A 24,396-nucleotide genomic window follows, 5' to 3' on the forward strand; every position below is an offset into this window, starting at 1 on the left:
CTATTTTTTGTTAAGTGGTATTCCGTTTAATATTTCCTTTATTTTATTCGTATTATTCATTTCGTTATAAATGCCCTCATAATCATCACTGATCAACATTTTTTCAAATTCCTTTAGGTTTTCTATATATTCCCCTAAGGTTTCCACAACATTGGCCTTATTTTGTTCAAAAATGGGGGTCCACATGGCTGGTGAACTTTTGGCCAAACGCACGGTGCTCTCAAATCCACTGCCTGCCATATCAAATATATCCCTTTCATTTTTTTCCTTTTCTATCACCGTCTTCCCCAACATAAAAGAACTTATATGGGACAGGTGTGAAACATAGGCAATATGCTTATCATGAGCTTCCGGATTCATATATCTGATCCGCATCCCCAATTCATGAAATAACTGCAATGCCCTTTCCTGTAGCTTAAAGGCTGTTTTTTCTATTTCACAAATAATATTGGTCTTCCCTATATACAAGCCCTCAATAGCCGCGGAAGGCCCTGAAAACTCCGTTCCTGCAATTGGGTGACAGGCCAAAAAATTTCTTCTTTTGGGGTGGTCTTCCAAGGTTTTACATATTAGTGCCTTGGTAGAGCCTGCATCAAACACCACTGCATCGTCATTAACAGCATCCAAAATTATGGGCAATTCCCGCACCATAACATCTACAGGTATACTAACAATGACCATATCGGCCTCATGGAGCTTTCCGTAATCTGCCTTTTCATCAATCAAGGACAGGGCCAAGGCCTCGTCCAAATGAAGCTCATTGGCGTCAATTCCAAAAATTCTTGTATCGGGCCGGGAACGCTTGATATCCCTGGCCAAAGACCCTCCAATTAGTCCGATACCGATTACAAATACATTCATATTAATTCTGCATTAGTTCCTAAGAAGAACAATACCGGCAACCCCAATCACCCTACAGATTGCCCTTATTCATTTTTTACTTTAAAACCTACTTATGGCTTCTGCTATCTTAGCTGCAGAAACACATAGTGAAAATCTAATATAACCCTCTCCGTTAGACCCAAATATGGTTCCCGGGGTAATAAAAATATTCTTATCATAGAGTACCTTATCTATAAATTCTTCGGCAGATGGTATTCCCGATGGCAACTTTGCCCATACGAACATACCCACCGATTTTTTATCATAGGTACAGTTGAGTTTGTTGGCCAGTTCATAAACCAATTCCCGACGTTCATTATATACGGTATTCAATTGCTTAAACCAAGCATCACTACTATTAAGGGCGGCAATGGCACCTTTCTGAATACCATAAAACATTCCGGAATCCATATTGCTTTTCACCTTAAGAACAGCATTGATATGTTCACTACTCCCTAAAACCAATCCTACACGCCAGCCCGCCATGTTAAAGGTCTTACTCAAGGAGTTTAATTCCAAAGCTACCTCCTGTGCTCCTTCCAATTCCAAAATACTAATAGGTTCCTCGTTCAAGACAAAGCTATACGGGTTGTCATTCACCAATAAAATATCATTTTCTTTGGCAAAATCCACCAGCCTTTGCAACTGTTCCCTACTCGCAATAGCCCCGGTAGGCATATGCGGATAACTGGTCCACATCACCTTTACCTTGGACAGGTCCCTTTCTCCCAGGACGTCCAAATCCGGAAACCAGCCATTATTATCCGTTAAATCATAATATAGTGGTTTAGCTCCAACCAAATTGGTCACAGAGGTATAGGTAGGGTACCCTGGATTGGGAATCAACACTTCATCACCTGGGTTCAAAAAGGCAAGACTAATATGCATTATCCCTTCTTTAGACCCCATTAAAGGCAATACCTGGGACTGAGGATCTACGGCAACACCAAACCTCTTCTTATAAAAAGAAGCAAAGGATTCCCGTAATTCGGGCAAACCCTGATAGCTCTGGTACTGATGCGCCCCATCATGTGCCACGGCATCCTTAATGGCGTTCACCACCTCGGCAGAGGGCTCCAAATCCGGACTCCCAATACCCATATTTATAATTGGCCTGCCTTGGGCCATTAATCCCCTGACTTCCCGCAATTTTTTGGAGAAGTAGTATTCCTCAACCGTATTTAACCTATTCGCCGTAATCATATTGTTCTGGCATTTTTATATTCGCCCAAGACTCTAAATTCTTCAGACATTATTTCCAATAAAGCTTTCGCTTTTACAAAGTGTTCATATTTTTCAAAGGTAACATCCACAAAAAATGAATATTTCCACGGCATCTCTATAACCGGTAGCGACTGGATCTTTGTAAGGTTAAGGTTACAATCGCTCATCACATTCAATATTGTAGCCAAGCTACCCCGCTTATGGTCAGTGATAAAACGCACGGACGCCTTATTTATTTCATGCTCCGGCAAGACCTTATTCTTCGTCTTAACAATGATAAACCTAGTGGAATTTTCCTTTATGGTCTGTATTTCCGACTGAATAATTTCCAAATCGTACAATTCCGCAGCTACTTTAGGCGCTATGGCCGCAATACCCTTTAATTGGTTTTCCTGAATTCTTTTTGCCGTCTCCGCCGTATCAACATCCTCTACCAATTTAATGTGCCGGTATTCCTTAAAAAACTCGTTGCACTGCAACAGCGCCATAGGATGGGAACGCACCTCCTTTATATCATTTATAGTCTGCCCTCTCAAAGCCATTAGGTTGTGATGAATACTTAAATACTGTTCACCTATTATATGAAGGTTCTTGTGAAAGACCAGTGCGTAATTTGGAATTATGGATCCGGCGATAGAATTCTCTATGGCCATTACCGCTTTGTCTGCTGTCTTATTTAGTAAATGCTCCACCAAAATATCAAAAGATGAGCATTCTACAAACGTAACATTGTCCCCAAAATAATCCTTGGCCACCTGATGGTGATTAGACCCCTTTATACCCTGTATTGCAATTTTTAATTCCACTCTAATATTATTTCCTCCAAACTATGACAATCAATGCCCAATCCATTTTAAACCCCTCTTACCTAGAAAGTTGAACCCAAAAAAAAAGTCCCAGTTTTCACGGGACTTTTAAATATATACATCTTGTAATATACTAGAATAGTCCCCTTCCTCCCTTAAAAAAGAAGTAAAAGTAAAAACCATTCCAGAAATATTGCTTTGTCATTTTTTTGTAAATCTTGCGCTAAAGTAACAATTAAATTCATAACTCTACCCTTATGACGATATTTTTTTATTTATTTTGGTTAAAAGCCAAAAAATTAGGGATAAACTCCTTAATGCAACCAAAATTTGAGAATTATAAATAGCTAAGCAAAAGTTAATTCTATTCCTTCAAATACAATTTGGTATTTACATTCATTATTTCAAACAGCTTCCTTTTAAATCAAGCATTCACTTATTTACCTTATTTTTGATAAAAAAGAATACGCATGTCCATTATCGTAAAAAACATTACCAAAACCTTTGGGACGCAGACAGCACTACAGGATGTTTCTTTCTCCATAGAAAAAGGTGAAATTGTAGGTTTCCTAGGCCCCAATGGTGCCGGAAAGTCAACAATGATGAAAATACTTACCACCTATCACACTGCAGATGAGGGACAGGCTGTGGTAAATATGTTTGACGTTTTGGAGGAAAAGAAAAATGTACAAAAGAGCATTGGCTACCTTCCTGAACACAACCCCTTATATCTGGACATGTATGTTAAGGAATACCTTGGGTTCAATGCCAATGTATACCAAGTAAACAAGGATAGGATAAAACTGGTTATTGAACAGACCGGACTAAGCCCTGAAGCCAACAAAAAAATAGGGCAACTCTCCAAGGGATATAGACAAAGGGTAGGCTTAGCTGCAGCCTTGTTGCACGACCCTGAAGTACTAATTTTGGATGAACCCACAACTGGACTGGACCCCAACCAATTGTTGGAAATTAGAAAATTGATAAAGGAGATAGGAAAGGAAAAAACCATTCTTTTGTCTACCCATATAATGAAAGAGGTAGAAGCGGTATGCGACCGGGTTCTCATTATTAACAAGGGAAGACTTGTAGCCGATAAAAAACTCTCCGAATTGCGGGAAGAAGAAGATCAAGTATTAATAGTAGAATTTGATTTCAGGGTAGAGGAAGCCTTTCTAAAAAAACTGCCCGAGGTTACACAGGTACAAAACACCGGTGGTTTTGTTTACGAGATTACCTTTAACACTACAAAGGATATGCGGCCGGCCGTATTTGATTTTGCCCATGACAACAAACTAAAAACACTGCAACTGAGCCGAAAGAACAAAAACTTGGAAAGTCTGTTTAGCGAATTAACCCTCTAACCTCTATTACGCCCAGATTTCCACAACTTTTAGAGTTTTTGAACAATTGGATTAAAGGCTTTGGATGCCACCAGAACCCTATCGCCCACCCTTAAATTATTGGCCTCATTGGGATCAACCACCACCCTAATAATATCATTACCTATTAAGACCGAGACCACATTAAAAACATCTTCTTGTTGTATCTTTAAAACTTCCCCTGAAAACCTAAACTTGGCACTGGTTTTATTAAGACCAAAGAATTCGTCTGTTGCACCTTTTCTAACAACCTGCCCATTATGAAGTTCAAAAACCATATCCGAGAGCCTTACTATTTCTCCAATATCATGACTTACCAGAAGTGTTGTAAGCTTAAATTCCTTGTGTATGAGCAGCAAATATTCCTGTAATTTTGTTCGCATACGCACATCCAACGCAGACAAAGGCTCATCCAATACCAATATATCAGGTCGTGGTACCATGGCCCTGGCCAAAGCCACTCGTTGCTTTTGCCCGCCGGACAAAGACTCGGGCTTTCTATACCGCAACTCTCCTAGAGCCATAAAATCAATTAACTCATGTATTACTTTTTTATCCTGATTTTTAAAAAGGGCAAACTCCAAGTTTTGTTCAACGGTCATATTTGGAAAAAGCGCATAATCCTGAAAAACATACCCCAACTTACGTTGTTGTGGCCTTAGATTTATTCTCTTTTCGCTATCAAACCAAGTTTCCCCGTTCACCACTATCCTTCCGCTATCCGGTTTCAACATGCCGCCCAACATTCTAAGGGTAGATGTCTTTCCAGCGCCAGATTCTCCATAAAAGCTCACAAATTGCCTCTTGTCCACACTTAGTTGCACATCCAAGGACATACACCCCCCTTCCGATCCCAGTTTTTTATGTACGTCCAAAGATATCATCGGTTAAGTCGTTTTAAATACCCCCCATTGGCCATATACACCAAAAGAAGTATCGCAAAGGTTATGGCAAATAGGATGAGGGAATAGGAATTGGCCGCCCCATAATTCAATGCTTCCACTTCGTCATAAATGGCTATGGATGCCACTTTTGTTTTACCGGGCATATTGCCCCCTATCATTAACACAACCCCAAACTCTCCTACGGTATGGGCAAAAGAAAGCACTACCCCGGTTAACAAGGATGGCTTAATATTAGGCAGCAACACTTTAAAAAGGGTGGTGATCTTTGATTTTCCCATGCTATAGGACGCCTCCCTAAGGGTGGTTGCAAGTGATGACAATCCGGCCTGGATAGGCTGCACCATAAAAGGTAGGCTATATATAACCGACGCCACTACTAGGCCTCCAAAAGAAAATATCAGTTTAATTCCAAGGTGCTGGTTCAACCAACCCCCAAAAGCATTTTCAGGACTGAAGGCTACCAACATATAAAAGCCAAGCACTGTTGGTGGTAGCACTAGCGGCATACTGACCAAGGTTTCCACAACCGGTTTTAATTTAGATCGGGAATGTGCTAGCCAATTGGCGATAGGGATAGCGACCACCAACAATATTGCCGTGGTAATCAAAGCAAGTTTAAAAGTAAGTACCAAGGGTTCCCAATCCATCACGGTGCCAATATTATCTCATTCAATTTAATTAAAACAGCAACTTCCATATTTTCCTTAAGCCCAAGCTGGGCAACACTTTTTTCACTTAGTATGGCCACTACCTCGCCCAGTTGGGTAGAAAGGACAAGCCTAGATAGCAACACCCCTCTCTTTATGATCAAAATTGTGCCCAAAATTCTATTTTCAATACTAATGTTACTGACACCTTCTTTATCCGTGGCCAATACCACTTCTGTCTCCTTGAACAACAGCTGCACCTGCCTCCCTACCACTAAGTAAGGAGCGGTCTCCGGGGTATCGATTACCACGGAAAAAAAATCGGCACACCCTCCAACCCTAACGCCCACTATGGAAATACTTCCACTGGTTTGGATATCCACAATACTACCTGGAAAACTATTCATTTATCAAATATCCAAATTCTTTTAATATCTGCTTGGCTTTGAAGGTAAAAAGAAAATCATAGAAGTCTTGCGCCTCACTCCTACTTCCCTCTTTGTGTTTAACAAGAACCACCCCTTGACCAATATTGGAGTATAAGGTAGTATCAATGGTCATCCAATGTCCCTTATCCTTCATCGCCCCGGAAAATACCGAAGAAAGGGCCGTAAAACCAATTTGTGCAGAGCGGGTAGTTATAAATTGATCGGTCTGCGCCACACTTTCCCCATACACCAGTTTATTGGACAAAGTTTCGTACAATCCGTAGTGCTGTAGCACTTCTTTGGCAGCAACGCCATATGGTGCTGTTTTAGGATTTGCCATGGCTATATGCCTTACCCTATCTTGGGACAAGGCCCCAATAGATACCGGCACTTGTTCCTCCATGGTCCACAACACCAATTTCCCGTAAGCGTATTCCTTAGGGCGCCCCAAGGCCTTTCCCGATCTATAAACCTCCTCAGGATAGCTCATATTGGCCGCTACAAAAACGTCAAAAGGCGCCCCCTCCAATATCTGGGCTGTCAACTTTCCGGAGGATCCCAGGATTACTTGGCAAGCTACCCCTGATTTTTCCTCATAGGCCTCTACCAAGGCTTGCATGGCAGTGCGCATATTGGCGGCAGTAGCAATGGTAACTTTTTTTGAACCGTCCCCACGGCAGCCCCCAAAAAGGCAGACAAAGCCTATAAATATACACAAACACAAAACCTGCCTTACCCCAACCATTTCTTTACGGTTTATTTCTTCTTAAAACATTTTCCAAACACCAAAGTATTACATATTCTCAATGCTCCTCCGTAAGCAGTTTGCGTACACTAATCCAGAACATATTCATGGCGGAGGTAGTACTGTTGGCCAGCTCGGCCAACAATAATAAATTTCTCTCAAAATTCAGTAATCCTCCACTTTTCCCTTGGCTGTCAACAGCGGAGTAAAATGCCATATTCCAATCATTAAAATTCCGGGAATCATTTACCCCTTCCCACAGCAATACCACCTCACGATGCCGTGCATCCTGTTTTATATGTTGATATAATAATTGGATGTGTTCTTTTTCGCCCTCTATTATTTGAACAAAGGCCTGCTTGTGAAAAACCAGACAACCTGTAACCCCCAAGGTCTCATTGCGCTTGCGCGCCGTTTCTAAAATGTCTTCAATAGCCTCCTCATTTACATCAATGGAAGCCTTGGAGCAATACGTAAGTTGGTACATAGAAATAATTTAGACCAAAGTACAAAAATAATCACTCCTAAGGGTATATTGTGTGCCGCCCCTAGCCTGTGGCCAATGAAGTAAATTAAATACCGTAATTTCTATTTGTACGGGATCTTTAGATACGCCATCACAGCCTCGTCTCCCTTTAAAGCATTATCAGGCCTAGGATTTTCCTCATCAAATACCTTCAAGTCGCCGGGAGACAAAATGGTGACAAAATGCTCCTCATAGCCTTCCTCATAGGGAATATTACCGGAATCCAAATCCAGATAGTGATCAAAAAAATTATAGGCTGCCGTTCTTTTGGAATATCCGTAATCATGTCGTTCAGACGGCAGGTGTACATTTTCTACTTTGTGTTCGGCATTATAAAGACTATATACTTTTTGTATATAGGGATACTCCACCCTAGGGGTATTTCTGGTCCAATCTGCCCCATCCGATATTAACAGCAAAGGCCTTGGCGCACAGAGGGCGGCAATCTCCACATTGTTGGTCTGATGCTCCTTACTTTTATGTATTGGCATTCCGCTCTCACATACACATCCCCCAAAAAAATGGGCAGACACTTGTACCACAGGAGCCGCTACTTTCACCCTATTATCAATCGCTGTCAACAAAAAGGTCTGGGTACCCCCGCCAGAAGCCCCGGTCATCCCAATACGCTCAGGATCCACATCCGGTCTGGACAAAAGGTAGTCCAATACCCGCCTACTGTTCCACGTTTGCAATAGTAGGGCTATTGGCATTTTATGGTTTACCTGATTACTTTCTGCATAGCCTATCATATCATAGGCAAAAACCACTGCACCCATTCGCGCCAATGTTGCACACCGCCATTGAATATAATTGGTATACCGCTTATCCGTCATATGACCGTGCGGACTTAAGATGGCCGCATAAGAGCCCTCTGTTTCCACAGGTCTATACAGGTTTCCGGTAATATAAAAGCCAGGAAAACTTTCTATAGCTATATTTTCAACAATATACCCATCCATAACCCTAGTCTTTCTTATTATAGGATTAAAATTACCCTTTATTTTGGGCATCTTATCCAGCTGCATTCCCTCTATAATACCTTTCTTAATGGTCAACGCCCTTTCTTCCCAGGATTCCAAATCACTCCATTCATTGGCAAATTGCTTCATAACAGTATTGGCCTGGTCCTCGGTCCAATAGCTACCTACACATAACATAGGGTCTTGGGAATGCACTACTAACCCGTAAAGGGCAACAATAACAAAACAGCAAATATTTTTCATAAGTGTGGATTTTAATCTCTGTATCGGAAACTTGGAACAATTTACCAAAAAAAGCAATCTGTCCCTACAGAAGACCAACTTCCAGTCTTTATTCGTAAAAACTTATATTACCCATTGTTACTGTTTGTAACCTAACATGTATTAAAAATTAAAAATTTTCGTAGCCATCAAACAGTTCCATAATCTAAAATACTGCATTTACAGTTTTGCACTCAAGTCTATTCCGCTGAAAAGTGGAATTAGTTAAACCTAGGATTTTAAATAAGCTGTACAGCAACTTTTAAAAACAATATTTCACCAACAAAAAAAGCCATGCTTTCGCATGGCTTTTACCTAATATATCTTGTTCGTTAGATTAGAAACCCAATTCCTTCTTAACATCTGGCAATAGATCCTTACCCTTAGCAACTATTAATCCGCCACCTTGTGTAGCATCCATTACGTAATCTATTCCTTGTGCTGCGGCTACAGATTCTATGGCTTTCTTGGCCTTGGCCGTAATAGGCCCCAATAGTTCGGCTTGTTTTTTCTGCAATTCCTGCTGTGCAGTCTGCTGGGCCTCCCCTATGTTCTTTTCAAACCCTTGTAGTTCCAAAGCCCTTTTCTGATTTTCTTCTTCCGACTTGGAAGCAGACTCATTGGAGTATTGGGTATATTTGTTCTTAAGCTCTGTCATAGAACTCTCTATATCGGCCCTATATGTTTCCTGTAATTTTTTAAGTTCGGCATCTGCTGCTTTCATCTCCGGCATTTCAGATAATAGTTTTTGTACGTCTATGTGTGCAATCTTCGCCTGTGCATTTACAAAACTACTTGCTGCTACGAACAAAACTATGGCTACTGCTATTTTTTTAATCTGCTTCATGATTCTAATTAATATTTGAGTGTTAATTTAAAGATTTAGTTAAATAAATTTAATTTGGTTCTATAATTATTTATTGTCCTTCTATTTGAGTGTTACTCTTCCTTTTCCTCATTGTCTTCCCCACCATTTCTTTCTTCTAGTTCCTTCTTTCTTTTGGCTTCTCTTTCTTCCAATAATTTTCTTCTTCTCTCCTCATACGCCTTTTTGCGTTCTTCTCGAATCTTTAGCTGAGCCGCCCTTTTTTCCTCTGCCGTCTTGGCCCTGGCTTCCTCTGCCTGTTTGGCTCTTTCCTTTCTTTCTATGATGGCATCGCTCACTTCTTCTTCTGCCTCAGCATCCTCAAAGTTGTTCAAGCTACTTCTACCCTCCTGCCTCTTCTTGGGAGCACTGATCCTCCTTGTTCTGGATATACCCCTTAAGACCAAGTCGCTAATATCGTGCCTTTTCTCGGAATACAACATTACAACATCTGCAGATTTATCAAAAATAAAATCATATTTTTTATTGGCCCCTATTTTCTGCACCTCATTAAAGACCTGATCCTGTATTGGCTGTATCAGCCTTCTTTTTTGCAATACCAAATCGCCCTCCGGACCAAATCTATCCTGTTGATAATCGAACATTTCCTTTTCCAGAATTTGAATTTCCTCCTCGCGTTCAGAAATCAACTCCTCGGTCAACAGCACCTTCTCGGCCATCAAATCCTTTTTCATCCGATCTATTTCGGCTTTCTCCTGCTCCAATTCCAGCTTCCATTTCTGCACCTTATTGGCCAACTGCTCATTAGCTTCCCTGTACTCCTCTACATTCTCAAGGATATACTCCATGTCCACATAGCCAATCCTAATACTTCTTTGGGCCGAAATACTCGTTGCAAATAAGGCCATCGCCAGCAACATAAGTACTTTTACTTTTACTCTCATGCTATCTTCTTTTTATTGTATAGAAAATATCGTGCCAAAATAACCAAATATTTTAGAATGAACTGTTCAACACATAAAACTATTGCAAAATTCTATACATTAAAACTGCTGTCCAATGATGAAGTGGGTCTGCCAACCACTAGGTCCGACAGAATTAGGATTGTAATCTTGATCAAACCCATATCCAAAATCGATTCCCAGCAATCCGAATGCCGGCATAAAAATTCGCAGTCCCACCCCGGCCGATCTTTTTAATTCAAACGGATTAAAGTCCTGAAAATTGTTGAAGGCATTCCCCGCCTCCAAAAATACTTGTCCGTAGATGGAAGCCGATGGTTTCAAAGTAAGAGGATATCTGAGCTCTAAAGAGTATTTATTATAAACAATACCACCGTCCTGCACCTGACCTCCACTTAAAAGATCTGTGCTATAAGGTGTTAAGGATTGGTTTTCGTAACCTCTTAAGGCTATTACGTCCCTACCATCCAATGTATAGGTCCCCATACCATCACCACCTACATAAAATCTCTCAAATGGAACCTTACCTACCTCTTCATTATAGCTGCCCAAAAATCCAAATTCTGCATTGGTCCTTAAAACCAACTTATCTACAAGGGTAGTATACCAATCACCCTTAAAGTTTACCTTATAAAATTCAAGCCATTTGAAGCGCTCCTGATCTATACGCTCTACCTCTTCACTATCCTGCTCTTCAACGGCAGTTTCCATATCCTCGTTCAACTGCTCATAATCTATATTATTAAACAAGGAAAATGGGGGTGTAAACTTGGCAGTAAGCTCAAAATTAGATCCATTCCTAGGGTAAATACGCCCCCCACCGGTTGCATTTCTTGAAATACCCAAGGTATATGCTATGGAATTGGATTTTCCGTTTCCAAAATTAAATAGTCCTAGGTTGTAGTCTTGAAAGTTGTACAATTGGTAGCCCAAAGAGTGGGATACTGTAAAGAAATCATCGGGCCACTGCACCCTTTTGGCCAAACCTGCAGTTATCCCTGTAATGGAAAACTGCTTGCTCTTGTCAGGTTTGCTACTTACATAGGGGTTGTAATAAAATTGCTGAGTTCTGGACAAGGACATATTAAAGCGTACAGGCTTTTTACCCCCCAACCAAGGTTCTGAAAAGTTAAGACTGTATACCCTATAGGTTCTACTTGCCTGCAAACGCAGTGCAAAGGTTTGTCCGTCACCCATGGGCACCGGCTTATAGGCTTCTCCGTTAAACAAGTTTTTCATGGAGAAGTTACTAAAAGACAACCCTAGGGTTCCAATAAAACCACCTCCTCCGTAGCCCCCTTGGAGCTCAATTTGGCTAGAACCGGCTTCCACCAGGCTATAGGCAATGTCCACTGTCCCTGCGTTGGGATCCGGGTTTTGGATATCCGGGGTTATCTGCTCCGCATCAAAGAAGCCCAATTGACCCAACTCCCTAATACTACGTATAATATCCGATTTGTTATATCGCTGACCTGGCCGGGTACGCAACTCCCTAAAAATTACATGGTCATTGGTCTTATCGTTGCCCACTACCGTAACATGGTCCAAAAAGGTCTCCTTACCTTCTATGATCCTAATCTCAAAATCAATGGTATCGTTCTCTGCAGAGATCTCAACCGGATTGATACTTGAAAATAAATATCCGTTGTTTTGGTACAAGTTGGTAAGATCCTCTCCGTCTGGCTTGGTATCATCCGCAATACGTTTTCTTAGCAGTACCCCATTATACGTATCTCCGGTCTTAACCCCTAATACCTGGGAAAGCTGGCGATCTGTATATACTGTATTGCCCACAAAGTCTATATCCCCAAAATAATACTTGTTTCCTTCCTCGACCTTTATTTTTAAATCGATCAAATCATCGGAAACCTTGACAAAGGTATCCGATATTACCCGTGCATCCCTAAATCCTTTTTCGGCGTATTTATCTACCAGAGATACAAGATCCTCCTTATAATCCTCTTCTATATACTTGGACTTCTTCCAAAATCGGTAAAACTTTTTCTTCTTGGTCTTTTTAAGGGCCTTGGCCAGTTTTTTATCGGACAACTGCTCATTGCCTTCAAAAACAATATTGTTGATCTTTACCTTATCCCCTTTTTTAACATTGATTACCATACTCTGGGTATTGGCAGCCGTAGTATCTTTTGCCGTTGCAATGGTGACCTTGGTATTTAGATACCCTTTCTTCTTGTATTTGTTCTGAAGGTAATTCTTTGTATTGGCAATTAGACTCTCTGTTATCTTTTTGCCCTTTTTTAGATCGGTATCCTTAAGAATCTCATCTACTTTGTTCTTCTTAACACCATAAACCTTAACATTGGCCAAGGTGGGACGTTCCAGAATATTAAGTTCCAGAAAAACATTCTCCCCTTCTATATTGGTAATGTAAAAGCTTATGTCGGTAAAAAGCTCCAGCCCCCATAACTTATTGATGACTGCACTTATTTCATCTCCTGGAACCGTAATGGGCTGACCTACCCTTAGACCGGTGTAGGTCTTAACGGTCTGTTCATTATAACTCTGCAGACCAGTAACCTCCAGCCCCCCAAGTATATATTGTTTACCATCCTCATAGGAAGTGTCCTGAGCATTGGCCAGGGTAGTAAAAATTAAGAATAAAAGTGTGATAAAAAGTTCAAGTGACATGAACTTTTTCATGCCGCTAGGTGAGTTGTTCGCTAGTTTTTCCAAATCGTCGTTCTCTGTTCTGGTAATTTTTAATGGCTTCCAATAAATGATGCTCCGAAAAATCGGGCCAAAATACATCAATAAAATATAATTCCGCATATGCTATCTGCCAAAGTAAAAAATTACTTATTCTATGCTCCCCACTTGTTCTTATCAGCAGGTCCACATCTGGCAAATTATGCGTGTAAAGATGGTTATTAATAATGGTTTCGTCAATATTTTCGGGAGAAATTATATTATTTTTAACTTTGGCACTTATCTGTTGAACAGCATTTTTAATCTCGTCCCGAGCCCCATAACTCAGTGCCAAGGTCAGGGTCATCCCCGTATTGTTCTTTGTTTTATCCATCACATCCAACAATTCCTTATGTGCCGTTTTGGGCAGGGAAGCAATGTCACCAATGGTATTGAGTTTTATATTGTTCTGGTTCAAGGTCACCAATTCCTTTTTAAGGGAGGACATTAACAAACGCATTAGGGTCTCCACCTCAAATTTGGGCCTATTCCAATTTTCTGTAGAAAAAGTATACAGTGTTAGGTATTCCAATCCCAACCTAGCACAGTCTTCCACCGTTCTTCTTACGGTCTTGACCCCTTGCTCATGGCCAAAAACCCTTAATTTACCTTTCTCTTTTGCCCATCGCCCATTGCCATCCATAATAATAGCGGTGTGCTTTGGCAAGGCCTTCATTTTTACATCTTCCAAACTATCTATTTTTACACTACTGAAAGCAGTCTTGACACGGTTTTCTACCAAAAGTATACGTTAATGTAATACCAGAAAACACGTACCAATCATCACTAAAAATATTTCCAAACCTAAATTCCTCATAATTTGACCCTTCCGGATTACTGGCATCCAAATTATCCGTAAAGGTATATCTGGCCCCAATCTCGGCACCAACAATAAGGAACTGGTTAAGCCTTAATTTTGCCCCTACCGTCATAGGTATGGAAAAAGAACCGTCCTTTTGCCCCACATCCTGCAACTGTGCTGCATCAAAATAATGATACCCAAACCTAAAATAGGTAAACCCCGTATATAAATACGGTGTAAATGCAGGTCCCAATTGATGCAGGTTATACTCCACAAAATTAAATTCCAATCCAGCGGACACCTCCAACACACTGTTATCCATTATTAGATTTCGCTTTTGCCTGGAAGGAATGTCGGATTTGGCATCATCTGCCGTAAACTCACCATAAATTATACTACCCCTCCACGCATATCGCTTACTCTTATTCCACTTAAACAATCCACCGAATGCCGGACCGGAAGGCAAGATAAAATTGGTTCTTCCAACATCCCCAATATTATTGGCACCTCCTGCAAAAAGCCCAACTTCATAAGTTTGAGCCTTTATTTCACCAAACATGAAAATAAGAATTGCCGCGAAAAATAACCTCATTATTTATAAAAGTTTGCAAATATAACAATTTCAATAGTTTAGACTAAATAATTATTACATTCATGTTTCCAATTGATAAACAGCTTTTGTTCCCTTTTATTGTTTTATTGAAAAACTATCAATTGCGCCTATCTTCGCCCCATAATAATTTATTGCGAAGCGTTTTTAGAAAACTTTCAGAAGTATATTCTATCATCTTAATGGTAAAGGGAGCTTTTCTAACAAAAATTTCCTTACCATTTTCCACCGTAGCAATCCTTGAATCCAAGGACACCAAATGGTTATCCTCCCTACCCGATACTTTGAGTTTAATTACCGTTTCATCCGAAATCACCAAGGGTCTGGCGTTGAGGTTATGTGGCGCTATTGGAGTAAGTATCAATGACTTGGCCAACGGTGCTATAACAGGCCCCCCGCAACTAAGGGAGTAGCCAGTAGAGCCAGTTGGCGTGGCCACAATTAAGCCATCTGCCCAATAAGAAGTAAGATACTCGCCGTTTAGATGGGTCTCCACCGTAATCATGGAAGTGGTATCCTTTCTACTTACGGTAATCTCGTTAAGAGCAAAATTTAAAGTTTCAAATTCAGGAATATGGGAATCCGAGCTCACCTCCACTAAACTCCTTTCTACAATGGCATAAGCCCCGGCAACAAATTCCTTCACCACCTTCCTGACATCTTCCTTTTTAAAAGTAGACAAGAATCCTAGCCTTCCGGTGTTCACCCCTACTATAGGAATATTTAAATCCCTAACAAAGGTAGTGGCCCTTAAGATAGTACCATCACCCCCGAAACTAACGAACATATCAAAAGAGGTATCCAGACCACTGGACTCCGTAAAAGTAGGAAAATCTCCCACATTCTGTTCGTCTAAAATAAGTTGGTAAAAATCCTTTTCGAAGTATATTTCTGCCCTTTCCTTGTGCAGTTCATCCAGTAGTTCCAGAATGTATTCCAGCGTGTTGTTCTGGCAAGTTAATCCGTAAATGGCAACCTTCATAGGAGTTATACGTTTAGGTATTTATCCAAATAATCGGACCTCTGCTTCAAATCCTCCAAAAACTGATCATCGTTGTTTCCGAACAATATAGTGTAGTTGTACCTCCTAAAAGACTGTACTATCTCGTTTAAGTGGGAAGTCCCTATCTTAATGGTAACCTGAACCAAATCATTTCTCATATCGGTAATAAAACCTCCTAACAATTTCACATTATTACTCTCCACAATTTGAGCGATCTCACTAAAGGAGTAATCCTTCACCCCTTTGGCCAAAACCAAGATACCTCCAGGTTCCGTGAAAAATGGGGTGTCTATAAATCGATCTACAATATCAATCAAATCATAATAACCCAGTACTCTACCCTCATCGCCCAGTACAGGCAAAAGATTGGCATCGTTACTGGAAAACACCTCCAACACATCTAACCATGATGTTTCCCTGAGCACAAAAAAAGTATCCAAGCTATAGCGGAGGTCCTCAATTTTCTTATCCGTCTCAAAATTATCCAGGTCATCCTTACCCAAAACACCAACAAAAACCCCCTTCTCCACAACTGCTATATGAGAATAGGTAGAGCCCTCAAAGAATTGGACCACTTTTCCCAAAGAATCCTCCACTTTAAAAATCGGCAATGTGCTTATTATGTTGTTTTGAATATTCATAACTTTAATTATAACGCAAAATACTAATAAAAATTTCTAAGAACCCCAATCTTCCAAAGTATTATTACCAAAGGCGGCATCTTTTACGGTCTGCCAAAAATCTGTCCAGCTAATTTATCAATACTCTAAAACCCATTTTGGATCCATAACACCAACAGGCTAATTTCTTTTTACCATCCCAAAAACAAAACAGGGGCTGAAAAATGAATTCTTTACTATAAAAACTGCAAAAGGCATGCCTAATTTGTATTTTTGCCCTTATAAACATATTAAAGTCCTATGACAAAGCTTAGCGTTAATGTAAATAAAATTGCAACATTAAGAAATTCGCGTGGAGGTAACGTTCCGGACCTGTTAAAAACAGCCAAAGACATTGAGGATTTTGGAGCACAGGGCATAACCATACACCCCAGACCAGATGAAAGACACATAAGGTACCAAGACGCAAGGGATTTAAAAAGGATTGTAAAAACCGAATTCAACATAGAGGGAAACCCCATAAAAAAATTCATGGATCTAGTATTGGAGGTAAGACCCACCCAGGTCACCCTTGTACCCGATGCCATTGATGCCATAACTTCCAATGCCGGTTGGGACACCATAAACAACAAATCATTTTTACAGGAAGTAATAAGCACTTTCCAAAGCAATGGCATTAGAACGTCTATTTTTGTGGATGCCGACATCAAGATGATAGAAGGAGCCGCACAGACCGGTACCGATAGAGTAGAGCTCTACACGGAAAGCTATGCCATGGAATTTGCAAAAGGAAACAAAGAAGGGGTAAAAGCCTTCACGGATGCCGCCGAAGCAGCCCATAAATTGGGACTGGGCCTTAACGCAGGCCACGACCTTAGCCTGGAAAACATAAAATTTTTCAAAGAGAATGTTCCCCACTTATTGGAGGTCTCCATTGGACACGCCCTTATTTGCGAGTCGCTTTATTTAGGTTTGGAAAATGTCATAAACATGTATCTAAACAAATTAAAGTAATGCAGCAACTACACTCCAATATTATAGGGGAAGGCAAGCCCTTGATAATTTTACATGGTTTTTTGGGGATGTCCGATAATTGGAAATCCATGGGGCTTAAATATGCGGACCTCGGTTTTCAGGTACACATGCTTGATCTCCGAAACCACGGCAAAAGCTTCCATTCTACCAATTTCAATTACGAACTTTTGTCAGAGGACCTAAAACATTACTTAGAGGAGCATCAACTGCCAGCAGCAACAATCCTAGGGCACTCCATGGGCGGAAAAACAGCCATGCTCTTTGCCTGTCGCTACCCCCATCTGACGCATAAACTCCTGGTGGCCGATATCGCCCCAAAATTCTACCCCCCACACCATCAAGATATTATAAATGGACTTAACGCCATAGACATAGACACCATTAAAAGTAGATCTGAAGCGGACAAACAGTTATCCCGCTACCTTCCCAATCTGGGTATACGGCAGTTTTTACTAAAAAACCTTTACTGGAAAGAAAAAGGGGTGCTCGATTTTAGATTTAATCTTGCTGTATTAAGTGAAAAAATGGAGGAAGTAGGCGAGAATATTGGATCAACGGACAGCTACAATGGCCCTACTCTTTTTTTGAGGGGAGATAAATCGGAATATATCACTGCCGAGGACTTTCCGGCCATAAAGCGGCATTTCCCTCTTGCCTCCATTGAAACCATTGACAATGCAGGACACTGGTTGCACGCAGAAAACCCGGTGCAATTTTTTGAAAAATCGGCTGAGTTTATACGGTGAGAAAAAAACTAGCTACAGACCACTACGAAAAGTGCTTGCATAAAAATGCCTTTTAGGGCATAAAATATTTGTTTACTTTTAAAGTAGGAAGATCAATCCCTTAACGATTATAACCCTTAAATTTAATCCTATGAATTTAATTTTACGAATACTCCTCAGCGCCTTAGCGGTGGTTGTACTGGCAAAAATTTTACCCGGCGTTGGGGTAGACTCCTACACCACCGCCATCATCGTAGCCATGGTTCTAAGCTTATTGAATTTTATTGTTAAACCTATACTGGTTATCCTTACCTTACCGGTCACTATTCTCACCCTAGGACTGTTCCTACTGATTATCAACGCTATAATAATACTTTTAGCAGACAGCTTGGTAGATGGTTTTCAGGTCACCAACATTTGGTGGGCACTCCTTTTTAGCCTATTGCTGTCGTTTCTACAATCCATATTGTATTCATTTCTAAATGACGACAAATAAAACCAAGTTACCTTTTTGACATTCAGTAATTTAAAAACTTGTTGGGGATAAGAAAATGTAGTACTTTTGCATCCCATTTTATTTTAGTAAAATTAGATATAGAAATGAACATCACTAAAGAGCAGATTGACGAATTAAATGCAGTAGTAAAAGTTGCGGTTACCAAAGAGGATTACCAAGATAAGGTAGAGACTATCTTAAAGGACTACAGAAAACAAGCTAACATCCCAGGTTTCAGAAAAGGACAGGTTCCTATGGGATTGATAAAGAAGCAATACGGAAAAGCTGTTTTGGTCGATGAGGTCAATAAACTTTTACAGGACAATCTCAACAAATATCTTACAGAAGAAAAGTTAGATGTTCTAGGGAATCCACTACCTAAACAACAGGATAACTTTGATTGGGATTCAGAGGAATTTTCCTTTGAGTTCGAATTGGGACTTGCCCCTAGTTTTACGGTAGACCTCAAGTCTAAAAAAGCTATAACCCACTACAAGATCGTTGCCGATGACAAAATGATTGATGAGCAAGTGGAGCGTATTCAAAAGCAGTACGGAAAACTTATCAGTAAAACTGAGGTTAGCAAAAAAGACGAAGTTAACGGTGTCTTCAAGAATGAGGCTGAGGAAATAGACAACAAGACCGTTATCGAGATTGAAAAAATCAAGAGCAAGAAAGCTTTGGATAGCCTATTGGGCAAAAAGGTTGGTGACGAAGTAACCCTTAACACCAAAGGTCTTTTTAAAGAAGATCACTTATTGGGCAGTGCCTTGGGCATTGATTCCGAGAAATCGGATAAGCTGGATATAGAGGTTACTTTCACTATTGAGGAGATAAACGAAAAAGAGCCTGCTGAATTAAACCAAGAGCTTTATGACAAACTTTTTGGAGCAGACGTGGTTACTTCCGAAAAAGAGCTCAAAGAAAGGATTAAGGAGGACTCTGAAAAACAATTTGAACAACAATCCGATCAGAAGCTATTAAATGACGTAACCGAGCATTTTATTGAGAACACCAAGTTTGAACTACCTACCGAGTTCCTTACAAAATGGATTCAAACCACAGGTGAAAAGCCATTGACCGACGAAGAGGCCAATGAAGAATTTGAAAAATCTGAAAAAGGTTTGCGCTACCAGTTAATAGAAGGTAAGATCATACAGGAAAACGGTATTGAGATTCAATTTGAGGAGCTTAAAGACTTTGCAAAAGGTTTCATAAAGCAGCAAATGGCCCAGTTTGGACAATTAGACCCTAAGGAGGAAGAATTGGACAGTATTGCAGCAAGGGTACTTTCTAACCAAGACGAGGTTAAAAGATTGTCCGAGCAATTGATGAGCCAGAAGCTATTGACCCTTTATAAGGAAAAAGCCAATTTAAAAGAGAAGGAAGTTACATACGAAGACTTCGTAAAAGAAGTATACGGCTCGTAAAAAACAGTAAAACAATACTTTTTAATTAAGCTTCCTATGCAGCTATAAAAACGTTGTTTCACCAAAAATAAGTATATTTACAGTGTCGATCGATTTTCTTTCGACACTTTTTTTATCTTATAAAAACATTGATTTAAAATATGGATTACGGGAAAGAATTCAAAAACTTCGCTATTAAAGACCAGGGTATCAATAGCATGTATTACGATAACATATTAAGTAGTATGTACCCTACCAACCTTACTCCGAACATTATTGAAGAAAGACAACTCAATGCTGTAGCAATGGATGTTTTTTCCCGACTAATGATGGATAGAATTATTTTTCTGGGAACAGGAATCAATGATCAGGTGGCCAATATAGTACAGGCACAGCTGTTGTTTTTGGAAAGCACGGATGCCTCCAAAGACATTCAAATATACATTAATTCCCCTGGTGGTAGTGTTTATGCAGGCTTGGGGATCTATGACACCATGCAGTTCATTAAGCCCGATGTAGCCACAATATGTACAGGGATTGCAGCCTCAATGGGAGCTGTTTTATTGTGTGCTGGTGAAAAAGGAAAGCGCAGTGGCCTTACCCACTCCAGGGTAATGATCCATCAGCCTTTGGGGGGTGCCCAAGGACAGGCCAGTGATATAGAGATAACCGCAAGGGAAATCCTTAAACTGAAGGACGAGCTTTACCAGATAATTGCAAAACACTCCGAACAGACTATTGAAAAAGTTAGCGAGGACAGTGATAGGGATTATTGGATGAGGGCCAACGAAGCCAAGGATTATGGAATGATAGACGAAATCCTAGTAAGGGAAAGAGACTAAGCCCGACTAAAAGATTTGAAATATTCCTGTTTGCTACCTCTATAAAGAGACCATATAGTGGATTATTTCATAAGAATTATTGAAAGTGATAAAATGATATGGCAAAAGAAAATTTAGAATGCTCTTTTTGTGGAAGAAAGAAACCGGAGACCAATTTATTGATCGCCGGCCTTGATGCACATATATGTGACCGTTGTATAGAGCAGGCCCATGGAATTGTGGCAGAGGAATCCAAACAAACAAAAAACAACGACCTTTCCTCTGAACTTACCCTAAAAAAACCATTGGAAATAAAGGACTTCCTGGATACCTTTATCATTGGTCAGGACCGCACAAAGAAAGTAATGTCCGTAGCGGTATACAACCACTATAAAAGGCTTCTTCAACCAAAGGGAAAGGAAGATGATATAGAAATCCAAAAGAGTAATATTGTAATGGTAGGCCAAACAGGGACAGGTAAAACCTTGATGGCAAAAACCATAGCAAAAATGCTAAACGTGCCTTTGGCCATTGTTGATGCCACGGTACTTACCGAAGCCGGTTATGTTGGTGAGGACGTAGAAAGCATACTAACCCGTCTACTTCAGGCCGCTGACTATAATTTGGAAAAGGCGGAACGCGGTATTGTTTTTATTGATGAGATTGATAAAATTGCCCGTAAGAGCGATAACCCTTCCATTACCAGAGACGTTTCTGGCGAAGGGGTACAGCAGGGGTTATTGAAACTATTGGAAGGTACGGTTGTAAATGTGCCGCCCAAAGGAGGCCGTAAGCATCCCGATCAAAAGTTCATTGAAGTGAATACAGAGAATATACTGTTTATCGCAGGAGGAGCCTTTGACGGAATTGAAAGACACATTACCAAAAGGCTAAACATGCAGGCCGTAGGCTATAGCGCATCCAAAGCCGAGGAAAAGGTAGACAACGAAAATATTTTACAATACATTGTACCCAAGGACTTAAAGGAGTTTGGATTAATCCCAGAGATTATTGGTAGGCTTCCTGTGCTAACCCATATGAATCCTTTGGACAAAAAGACTTTAAGGGCCATTTTAACCGAACCCAAAAATGCCATCATAAAGCAATACGAGAAATTGTTTAAAATGGACGATATCACTTTTAAGATAACGGATCAGGCATTGGACTATATAGTTGATAAGGCCATAGAATATAAATTGGGCGCAAGGGGACTAAGATCTTTGTGCGAGGCTATTTTTACCGATGCCATGTTTGAGTTCCCCAGTTCAGGACAAACAGAATTTAAGGTTACCAAGCCTTATGCGGAAGAGAAATTGTCTTTCGAAACCATTAAAAAACTAAAAGCAGTCTCTTAAGACTGCTTTTAGTTTTTTAATCCCTTATGTTAATTTTTAATTTCACGCCAAGGCGCATTATTAGTTTCGGTCTTTTAGGCTACAGATTTCTTTTTCATTATCTTACCTAACAGCTCCAGGCTAACCTTACCAATTATTTTCTCATCGGTATAGAGGCTATGCCCAAAATTTTTGACCGTTTCCATTTCCACACCAATTTCGTGTGACCAATTTTCAGAAGGCTTAAATTCATCATTACTACCGTAAAGCAATTTAATATCAACTTTTTTAGGTCTTTGGTCCTCTCCTCGCAGTCCGGCACTGGAAATAGCATAAAGCGATTTCACTGGCAACCCCTTTTGGGCCGCTTTCCAGGCAATGGTACCGCCAATACCAAAAGCTAAATAATGACTGCGTTTATGTTCTTTTTTTAGTAGATGGGCCACCGCTGTATCTACACCCTCTTCCATAAATGCTTTTTGCAAATTTTCTGGGCTTTCAACGGTTAAATTTAAATCGGCCAGTTGCTGACAGTCATAAAATGTAATTTTATAGTACTGCTGTAAATACCCTAAATACGAAGTAATCCACTGACCTTTTTTAGCCCCCCACATATCCGAAATTATTACTAATCTATTTGCCATAATCTTCAAGTTTTAAAGTTAAAGGGGGTCATTTATTAATAGCAAATTGGAAATAATATCCTAAATCTCCATATTTATTTGTTCATGTGAAGCAATTCTTCGATGTAGTCCCTTTTATTGGACAATCTCGGTATTTTGTGTTGTCCGCCTAATTTATCCTTGGATTTTAGCCAATCATAGAAAAGGTTTTCCCTAGCAATGTGCACTTTAGGTGGCTTTAAGGTGATGTTATTATAGCGTTTGGCCTCATAATCCGAGTTCAGGGATTTTAGGGCATTGTCAAGAAATTCGGTAAAATAGGCCAGTTCTTGGGGGGGCTTTCTAAATTCTATTATCCATTCATGGGCACCTTTTTCCTTACCCTCCATAAAAATAGGTGCCACCGTATAATCCATAATCTCCGAACCTGTTTTTTTACAAATAGATTTTAGGGCCTCTTCGGCATTTTCTATTATCAATTCCTCCCCGAAGACATTGATATGGTGCTTGGTTCGTCCTGTAATTTTTATCCTATAGGGGTCTACAGAGGTAAATCGGACCGTATCCCCTATCCTATACCGCCATAAACCGGCATTGGTAGTGATCACCACGGCATAATTTTTATTAACCTTCACCTTCCACAGAGGCAGGGTTATCTGCTCTGTCGTGCCATAGGTTTCCATAGGTATAAACTCATAAAAAATACCGTAGTCCAACATCAACAATAAATCCTCCTCATTATTCCTATCCTGAATGGCAAAAAAACCTTCGGAGGCATTATATATTTCGTAATAATTAAAATTTTTCCTAGGCAGTAAATGGGCATATTGATCCTTGTAGGGACTAAAATTCACCCCTCCGTGAAAGTACACTTCCAAATTCTCCCAAATTTGAAAAAGATGCTCCTTTCCTGTTTCTTCCAGGACCTTGTTCAACAACACCAACATCCAGGAGGGGACCCCGGCAAGACTGGTTACGTTCTCCTGAACGCTCTCCTTTATAATGGCCTGCAACTTGGATTCCCATTCGCTCATCAAAGACACCTTATTACTGGGCGTGCTGCTCAACTCGGCCCAAAAGGGCATATTGTCTATCAATATTGCGGACAGGTCCCCAAAGAAAGTACCGTTATCTTGATACAGTTCCTTGCTCCCTCCCAACCGCAAACTCTTACCGGTAAACAATTGGGAGTTTTCATTATTATTGAGATATAAGCACAATAAATCCTTACTGGATTTGTAATGGCAATCTTCCAGAGCCTCTGAACTTACCGGAATAAACTTGCTTTTGGCATTTGTGGTACCGCTGCTTTTGGCAAACCATTTAATAGTGGTTGGCCAATATATATTCTGCTCCCCTCTTCTAGAGCGCTCTATCATAGGCTCTATTTCTTCATAGCATACTATGGGCACCCTTTCTACAAAGGTTTCATAACTGTTTATAGATTCAAAATCATACTTCCTTCCTATTTCGGTATCTTCCGCTATGGACAACAATTGGTGTAATACCTCATCCTGTACCTCCTCCGGATATTTTAAAAAAAGCTCTATCTGATGATAACGCTTTTTAAGCAACCAAGAAGCTATGGAATTAAATAATGGTATTGGCATTTTTAGGTATCTTTATCCCAATATA

At 40.2% G+C, this 24,396-nt stretch carries 25 protein-coding genes; 7 read left to right on the forward strand and 18 right to left on the reverse strand.

The genetic code is table 11. The features are described from left to right. The 3 genes from EHW67_RS11670 to EHW67_RS11680 all read right to left on the reverse strand — a co-directional run bounded on the left by EHW67_RS11670 (nt 1) and on the right by EHW67_RS11680 (nt 2,912). Entirely contained in the window at nt 1-861 is an 861-nt protein-coding gene (locus EHW67_RS11670) for a prephenate dehydrogenase (RefSeq protein WP_126162547.1), read from the reverse strand. A gap of 81 nt (nt 862-942) precedes the next feature. After that, nucleotides 943-2,085 carry a pyridoxal phosphate-dependent aminotransferase gene (locus EHW67_RS11675; RefSeq protein ID WP_126162548.1) on the reverse strand — a complete coding sequence of 381 codons (1,143 nt, stop codon included), beginning with the start codon at nt 2,083-2,085 and terminating at the stop codon, nt 943-945. After that, nucleotides 2,082-2,912 (reverse strand): prephenate dehydratase, encoded by an 831-nt coding sequence (locus tag EHW67_RS11680; RefSeq protein WP_126162549.1) that lies wholly within the window; start codon nt 2,910-2,912, stop codon nt 2,082-2,084. The genes EHW67_RS11675 and EHW67_RS11680 overlap by 4 nt, the downstream gene beginning before the upstream one ends. 470 nt (nt 2,913-3,382) lie before the next feature. On the opposite strand from EHW67_RS11680, the gene gldA reads away from it, so the two are divergent. Continuing rightward, complete coding sequence (gene gldA / locus EHW67_RS11685; RefSeq protein ID WP_126162550.1) at nt 3,383-4,276, forward strand: gliding motility-associated ABC transporter ATP-binding subunit GldA; 894 nt, start codon at nt 3,383-3,385, stop codon at nt 4,274-4,276. A 29-nt stretch (nt 4,277-4,305) separates the two neighbouring features. Here gldA and EHW67_RS11690 read toward each other — a convergent pair whose 3' ends face one another. The 13 genes from EHW67_RS11690 to EHW67_RS11750 all read right to left on the reverse strand — a co-directional run bounded on the left by EHW67_RS11690 (nt 4,306) and on the right by EHW67_RS11750 (nt 16,339). Continuing rightward, nucleotides 4,306-5,178 (reverse strand): ATP-binding cassette domain-containing protein, encoded by an 873-nt coding sequence (locus tag EHW67_RS11690; protein ID WP_126162551.1) that lies wholly within the window; start codon nt 5,176-5,178, stop codon nt 4,306-4,308. After that, a complete protein-coding gene (gene modB, locus EHW67_RS11695; protein ID WP_126162622.1) occupies nt 5,175-5,846 on the reverse strand; it encodes a molybdate ABC transporter permease subunit in 672 nt (223 codons plus the stop codon). The genes EHW67_RS11690 and modB overlap by 4 nt, the downstream gene beginning before the upstream one ends. Next, the gene (locus EHW67_RS11700) at nt 5,846-6,253 is read right to left on the reverse strand and encodes a TOBE domain-containing protein (RefSeq protein WP_126162552.1); all 408 of its coding nucleotides are present in this window, start codon (nt 6,251-6,253) and stop codon (nt 5,846-5,848) included. The genes modB and EHW67_RS11700 overlap by 1 nt, the downstream gene beginning before the upstream one ends. Then, nucleotides 6,246-7,019 (reverse strand): molybdate ABC transporter substrate-binding protein, encoded by a 774-nt coding sequence (modA, locus tag EHW67_RS11705; protein WP_126162553.1) that lies wholly within the window; start codon nt 7,017-7,019, stop codon nt 6,246-6,248. Before modA ends, EHW67_RS11700 begins: the two co-directional genes overlap by 8 nt. 58 nt (nt 7,020-7,077) lie before the next feature. Continuing rightward, nucleotides 7,078-7,506 (reverse strand): BLUF domain-containing protein, encoded by a 429-nt coding sequence (locus tag EHW67_RS11710; RefSeq protein WP_126162554.1) that lies wholly within the window; start codon nt 7,504-7,506, stop codon nt 7,078-7,080. Nucleotides 7,507-7,607: 101 nt separating this feature from the next. Next, entirely contained in the window at nt 7,608-8,771 is a 1,164-nt protein-coding gene (locus EHW67_RS11715) for an alpha/beta hydrolase family protein (RefSeq protein ID WP_126162555.1), read from the reverse strand. 355 nt (nt 8,772-9,126) lie between these two features. Further along, a complete protein-coding gene (locus EHW67_RS11720) occupies nt 9,127-9,636 on the reverse strand; it encodes an OmpH family outer membrane protein (RefSeq protein ID WP_126162556.1) in 510 nt (169 codons plus the stop codon). 92 nt (nt 9,637-9,728) lie between these two features. Beyond that, on the reverse strand, nt 9,729-10,559 hold the full coding sequence (locus tag EHW67_RS11725; protein WP_126162557.1) for an OmpH family outer membrane protein: 831 nt from the start codon (nt 10,557-10,559) through the stop codon (nt 9,729-9,731). A 99-nt stretch (nt 10,560-10,658) separates the two neighbouring features. Further along, nucleotides 10,659-13,238, reverse strand: a complete 2,580-nt coding sequence (locus EHW67_RS11730; protein WP_126162558.1) for a BamA/OMP85 family outer membrane protein — start codon at nt 13,236-13,238, stop codon at nt 10,659-10,661. Nucleotides 13,239-13,242: 4 nt separating this feature from the next. Beyond that, nucleotides 13,243-13,959, reverse strand: coding sequence for an isoprenyl transferase (locus EHW67_RS11735; protein WP_238389909.1), 717 nt, complete (start codon nt 13,957-13,959; stop codon nt 13,243-13,245). A 31-nt stretch (nt 13,960-13,990) separates the two neighbouring features. Further along, on the reverse strand, nt 13,991-14,677 hold the full coding sequence (gene porG, locus EHW67_RS11740) for a type IX secretion system protein PorG (protein WP_126162559.1): 687 nt from the start codon (nt 14,675-14,677) through the stop codon (nt 13,991-13,993). A gap of 118 nt (nt 14,678-14,795) precedes the next feature. Next, the gene (locus EHW67_RS11745; RefSeq protein ID WP_126162560.1) at nt 14,796-15,677 is read right to left on the reverse strand and encodes an NAD kinase; all 882 of its coding nucleotides are present in this window, start codon (nt 15,675-15,677) and stop codon (nt 14,796-14,798) included. A gap of 5 nt (nt 15,678-15,682) precedes the next feature. Further along, on the reverse strand, nt 15,683-16,339 hold the full coding sequence (locus EHW67_RS11750) for a CBS domain-containing protein (protein WP_126162561.1): 657 nt from the start codon (nt 16,337-16,339) through the stop codon (nt 15,683-15,685). A gap of 279 nt (nt 16,340-16,618) precedes the next feature. Here EHW67_RS11750 and EHW67_RS11755 point away from each other — a divergent pair, with 279 nt between their 5' ends. The 6 genes from EHW67_RS11755 (at nt 16,619) to clpX (ending at nt 22,159) form a co-directional block, all read left to right on the forward strand. Further along, nucleotides 16,619-17,332 carry a pyridoxine 5'-phosphate synthase gene (locus EHW67_RS11755; protein WP_126162562.1) on the forward strand — a complete coding sequence of 238 codons (714 nt, stop codon included), beginning with the start codon at nt 16,619-16,621 and terminating at the stop codon, nt 17,330-17,332. Continuing rightward, the gene (locus tag EHW67_RS11760) at nt 17,332-18,099 is read left to right on the forward strand and encodes an alpha/beta fold hydrolase (RefSeq protein ID WP_126162563.1); all 768 of its coding nucleotides are present in this window, start codon (nt 17,332-17,334) and stop codon (nt 18,097-18,099) included. Before EHW67_RS11755 ends, EHW67_RS11760 begins: the two co-directional genes overlap by 1 nt. 130 nt (nt 18,100-18,229) lie before the next feature. After that, nucleotides 18,230-18,574 carry a phage holin family protein gene (locus tag EHW67_RS11765; RefSeq protein WP_126162564.1) on the forward strand — a complete coding sequence of 115 codons (345 nt, stop codon included), beginning with the start codon at nt 18,230-18,232 and terminating at the stop codon, nt 18,572-18,574. A 104-nt stretch (nt 18,575-18,678) separates the two neighbouring features. After that, nucleotides 18,679-20,004, forward strand: a complete 1,326-nt coding sequence (tig, locus tag EHW67_RS11770; RefSeq protein ID WP_126162565.1) for a trigger factor — start codon at nt 18,679-18,681, stop codon at nt 20,002-20,004. Nucleotides 20,005-20,144: 140 nt separating this feature from the next. Further along, entirely contained in the window at nt 20,145-20,825 is a 681-nt protein-coding gene (clpP, locus tag EHW67_RS11775; RefSeq protein WP_126162566.1) for an ATP-dependent Clp endopeptidase proteolytic subunit ClpP, read from the forward strand. Nucleotides 20,826-20,923: 98 nt separating this feature from the next. Then, on the forward strand, nt 20,924-22,159 hold the full coding sequence (clpX, locus tag EHW67_RS11780; RefSeq protein ID WP_126162567.1) for an ATP-dependent Clp protease ATP-binding subunit ClpX: 1,236 nt from the start codon (nt 20,924-20,926) through the stop codon (nt 22,157-22,159). Between the two features lie 74 nt (nt 22,160-22,233). Here clpX and EHW67_RS11785 read toward each other — a convergent pair whose 3' ends face one another. Both EHW67_RS11785 and EHW67_RS11790 read right to left on the reverse strand, forming a co-directional pair. Then, complete coding sequence (locus tag EHW67_RS11785) at nt 22,234-22,782, reverse strand: hypothetical protein (RefSeq protein WP_126162568.1); 549 nt, start codon at nt 22,780-22,782, stop codon at nt 22,234-22,236. 74 nt (nt 22,783-22,856) lie between these two features. Further along, a complete protein-coding gene (locus EHW67_RS11790) occupies nt 22,857-24,371 on the reverse strand; it encodes a GH3 auxin-responsive promoter family protein (protein WP_126162569.1) in 1,515 nt (504 codons plus the stop codon). Nucleotides 24,372-24,396: the final 25 nt, after the last annotated feature.

Source organism: Arenibacter aquaticus, from assembly GCF_003957295.1.
In the GTDB taxonomy this organism is placed as follows: domain Bacteria; phylum Bacteroidota; class Bacteroidia; order Flavobacteriales; family Flavobacteriaceae; genus Arenibacter; species Arenibacter aquaticus.

Bases quoted from the DNA above. Each gene is read 5' to 3' on its own strand.
- EHW67_RS11670 (WP_126162547.1), bottom strand. From the start codon at position 861: ATGAATGTATTTGTAATCGGTATCGGACTAATTGGAGGGTCTTTGGCC.
- EHW67_RS11675 (WP_126162548.1), bottom strand. From the start codon at position 2,085: ATGATTACGGCGAATAGGTTAAATACGGTTGAGGAATACTACTTCTCC.
- gldA (WP_126162550.1), top strand. From the start codon at position 3,383: ATGTCCATTATCGTAAAAAACATTACCAAAACCTTTGGGACGCAGACA.
- EHW67_RS11690 (WP_126162551.1), bottom strand. From the start codon at position 5,178: ATGATATCTTTGGACGTACATAAAAAACTGGGATCGGAAGGGGGGTGT.
- modB (WP_126162622.1), bottom strand. From the start codon at position 5,846: ATGGATTGGGAACCCTTGGTACTTACTTTTAAACTTGCTTTGATTACC.
- EHW67_RS11700 (WP_126162552.1), bottom strand. From the start codon at position 6,253: ATGAATAGTTTTCCAGGTAGTATTGTGGATATCCAAACCAGTGGAAGT.
- modA (WP_126162553.1), bottom strand. From the start codon at position 7,019: ATGGTTGGGGTAAGGCAGGTTTTGTGTTTGTGTATATTTATAGGCTTT.
- EHW67_RS11710 (WP_126162554.1), bottom strand. From the start codon at position 7,506: ATGTACCAACTTACGTATTGCTCCAAGGCTTCCATTGATGTAAATGAG.
- EHW67_RS11715 (WP_126162555.1), bottom strand. From the start codon at position 8,771: ATGAAAAATATTTGCTGTTTTGTTATTGTTGCCCTTTACGGGTTAGTA.
- EHW67_RS11720 (WP_126162556.1), bottom strand. From the start codon at position 9,636: ATGAAGCAGATTAAAAAAATAGCAGTAGCCATAGTTTTGTTCGTAGCA.
- EHW67_RS11725 (WP_126162557.1), bottom strand. From the start codon at position 10,559: ATGAGAGTAAAAGTAAAAGTACTTATGTTGCTGGCGATGGCCTTATTT.
- EHW67_RS11730 (WP_126162558.1), bottom strand. From the start codon at position 13,238: ATGAAAAAGTTCATGTCACTTGAACTTTTTATCACACTTTTATTCTTA.
- EHW67_RS11735 (WP_238389909.1), bottom strand. From the start codon at position 13,959: ATGAAGGCCTTGCCAAAGCACACCGCTATTATTATGGATGGCAATGGG.
- porG (WP_126162559.1), bottom strand. From the start codon at position 14,677: ATGAGGTTATTTTTCGCGGCAATTCTTATTTTCATGTTTGGTGAAATA.
- EHW67_RS11745 (WP_126162560.1), bottom strand. From the start codon at position 15,677: ATGAAGGTTGCCATTTACGGATTAACTTGCCAGAACAACACGCTGGAA.
- EHW67_RS11750 (WP_126162561.1), bottom strand. From the start codon at position 16,339: ATGAATATTCAAAACAACATAATAAGCACATTGCCGATTTTTAAAGTG.
- EHW67_RS11755 (WP_126162562.1), top strand. From the start codon at position 16,619: ATGACAAAGCTTAGCGTTAATGTAAATAAAATTGCAACATTAAGAAAT.
- EHW67_RS11760 (WP_126162563.1), top strand. From the start codon at position 17,332: ATGCAGCAACTACACTCCAATATTATAGGGGAAGGCAAGCCCTTGATA.
- EHW67_RS11765 (WP_126162564.1), top strand. From the start codon at position 18,230: ATGAATTTAATTTTACGAATACTCCTCAGCGCCTTAGCGGTGGTTGTA.
- tig (WP_126162565.1), top strand. From the start codon at position 18,679: ATGAACATCACTAAAGAGCAGATTGACGAATTAAATGCAGTAGTAAAA.
- clpP (WP_126162566.1), top strand. From the start codon at position 20,145: ATGGATTACGGGAAAGAATTCAAAAACTTCGCTATTAAAGACCAGGGT.
- clpX (WP_126162567.1), top strand. From the start codon at position 20,924: ATGGCAAAAGAAAATTTAGAATGCTCTTTTTGTGGAAGAAAGAAACCG.
- EHW67_RS11785 (WP_126162568.1), bottom strand. From the start codon at position 22,782: ATGGCAAATAGATTAGTAATAATTTCGGATATGTGGGGGGCTAAAAAA.
- EHW67_RS11790 (WP_126162569.1), bottom strand. From the start codon at position 24,371: ATGCCAATACCATTATTTAATTCCATAGCTTCTTGGTTGCTTAAAAAG.